Annotated in this window: 3 protein-coding genes; all 3 read right to left on the bottom strand. The window is 42.2% G+C overall.

Annotated features, from left to right (window positions below):
• Positions 1–983, bottom strand: a 983-nt coding sequence (locus tag PX636_RS00785; protein ID WP_288115910.1) for a methyltransferase, incomplete at its 3' end; no start/stop codon positions are given.
• Positions 984–1,114: 131 nt separating this feature from the next.
• On the bottom strand, positions 1,115–1,813 hold the full coding sequence (locus tag PX636_RS00780; protein WP_004162660.1) for a hypothetical protein: 699 nt from the start codon (positions 1,811–1,813) through the stop codon (positions 1,115–1,117).
• A 388-nt stretch (positions 1,814–2,201) separates the two neighbouring features.
• A partial coding sequence (locus PX636_RS00775; RefSeq protein WP_288115909.1) for a 2OG-Fe(II) oxygenase occupies positions 2,202–2,580 on the bottom strand: 379 nt, incomplete at its 5' end.

Here is a 2,580-nt window from a genome sequence, read left to right as displayed (position 1 = left end):
TTAGTCGGAATAATTCGATTTAATTTTAAACCCGCTTGACTTAACAATTCCTCAAATTCTTTTGCGGTTCTTTCTTTACCTCCCGGACACATAACTAACATATTCATGTCTAACATTTTAGCAGACGAAGGCTTATTACCCGAAGGAACAACCATTTCCATTACTAAGACTTTACCGTTGCTATCTAAGCCTTCACAACAATTTTTCAAAATGGCAATTGCCCGTCGATCATCCCAATCGTGAATAATATGTTTTAATAAATAGCCATCTCCTCCTGGCGGTACGGATTCAAAAAAATTACCTCCAAAGGTTTGACAACGAGCGAGAATGCCGTGTTTTTCTAAAGTGGGTTGACAATGATAAATTACATAGTCTTCATCAAAAAGAATCCCTTTTAGGTGGGGATATTGCTCTAAGATTGTCCCCAACATCTCACCGTATCCCCCACCTACATCTACTAGGGTTTGAAATTCAGAGAAATTATACACAGCTAAAATAGCCTTCTCCTCCGAAAAAGAAAAACTATTCATCGACTGTTCAAAAATCTCTGCATCCAGCGGATGAGTTTGAAAATATTCAAAGACCCCCATCCCAAAGACATCATCAAAGGATGGTTGTCCCGTTTTAATACTATGTAACACATTTCCCCATGCTTGATAATGGGGGGCCTCTCCTAACATAATCGCTGTCGCTTTTACTGACCGGGGATGGTCACTAGATAAATGTTCGGCTAAGGGAGTGAGTATAAACTGTTGAGATTCAGTTTCTTGAAAAATTCCCACACTAGCTAATGCTCTCATCAGTCGGTATAAAGCAGCAGGATTGGTCTCAGTTAGGGAGGCTAACTCTTGACAAGATTTCGCTCCCTTGCTTAAATGCTCGGCTAGACTCAATTTAGCCGCAGCATAGATAGCTTGAGATAGCCAGTAACCCGAAATCATTTGGGTTAATTGAAGATGAAGAGGGAGTTCAGGTAAGGACATAATCAACTTTTGTGGCAATAAAATTAAACAGTACCATATAGGATAAGCTGCCCGCGCATTTAAATTGCTGGTTGAGATGAGGCAAGAGTCAAGACCCCCCAACCCCAAGGCTGTTCCATGTTTCCTTCTATTTATTGAATTTTAACATTTAATTTATAGGTGGCATTGCCACGAGTTCCCCCTACAATTATTTCATAATTTCCAGTAGCCGGTAATTTTAAACTAGATTGGGTAGCTTCTGTTTTCAAAATTTGCCCATTCGGTGCAATCACATCGAATACGGCATTATTTTCTAATGCTGTAATTTTCAGATCCATTCTCTGTCCTTGATTCGCTCTTAATAAATAAATATTTCGACTCCCTCGAACAACCGATTGATTAACTGTAGTGGTATTAGTTCCTGGTGCAAACCGAATTTGAGACACTAAACAAGGTTGTTTTTGATAAACGACTCGTCCCGTATTCAAAGAATCTGAAGTTAACGTCCAGGTTTCTTGAGTTGTTTGAGTATCTAACTCAATTTTTGTCTTGATATTTAAGTTTAACTGATTCCCATTTTTCCTTCCTTGTAAGGTTTGAGTATAGGAACTATAATAAGATTCTTGTTCATTATGAATCGTAGCTTCTACCCGACCCGTGACTTGATTTCCCTGAATATAAATCCTCGCCGTAGAATCCAGATCATCATTAGCGACTGAAAAACAATAACCTTGAATCGAATAAGCGCTAGACGCTTGAGCAACTTGTCGGGGTGGATGATTTGCCATCCCAGGTGTAACATTCAGTAAACTTGCCAAAATGACTACAGATCTTAATAATTTCATCATCATAACTGACTCATGGTTAAAGCTTGATTGATCACTGATTCTAAATCCAGTGATTAAAGACTGATTATCTATTCCTCCTTTTGCCTCTTGCCTCTTGCCTCTTGCCTATCCTGATATCTAGCCTATACTCAACGGATTTAGTATGATTACTGGTAGTTTCCATTCAATTAATTTCTAAGCGCGAGTAGAGAGCTACCAGACGGTTCACTCCGTCCGTTGTCAGGCATTCCGCTCAAATTTTTTTTGCCCTTCCATTTTCCACCCCAATTCATTTGCCCGTCTCGTCCCTTGTTACCGCGTTGCCAGCATCCGATCGTGAGCCACGCAACGTTTGGGTTGCCGGTAAAATGGCGAGGTTGGCAATGCCTGTCCTTCTGTCGCTTGTGTCGTCTCACGCAGGATTGGGTTTGCGAGGATAGAGCTGCTCGGCGCGGTTGAACAAGATCCAGCTGGTCAGAATGTACTTGTCGTGCGACTCGGGCACATTGCCGCGATGGGTGTGGGTAAAACCGGCGGGAGCGATCACCATCGTCCCAGAGGTCGGCTTGAGCTTCCGTTCTTGGTACAAGAACTCCGTCTCACCACCGCGCTCTACATCGTTCAGATAGAACATAAACAAAAGGACGCGATGGAGCGTCTCAGCAGCTGGGTCGCGAGGATAGATTTCCGAATGCCAGTAGTAGTAACCACCGAGACTCTTCGAGTATTTCTGAACGTTGATCGCTCCCGGTCGAAACACTCTGAACAAATACTCGCCGAGTTCTAGGTCC

Source organism: Microcystis sp. M53598_WE2 (assembly GCF_030067735.1).
In the GTDB taxonomy this organism is placed as follows: Bacteria; Cyanobacteriota; Cyanobacteriia; order Cyanobacteriales; family Microcystaceae; genus Microcystis; species Microcystis aeruginosa.
Note: the sequence above shows the minus strand (reverse complement) of the source record. Positions and strands in the feature narration are given on the sequence as shown.

Excerpts from the sequence above, each read along its gene's own strand:
- PX636_RS00780 (WP_004162660.1), bottom strand. The coding sequence starts at position 1,813 with ATGATGATGAAATTATTAAGATCTGTAGTCATTTTGGCAAGTTTACTG.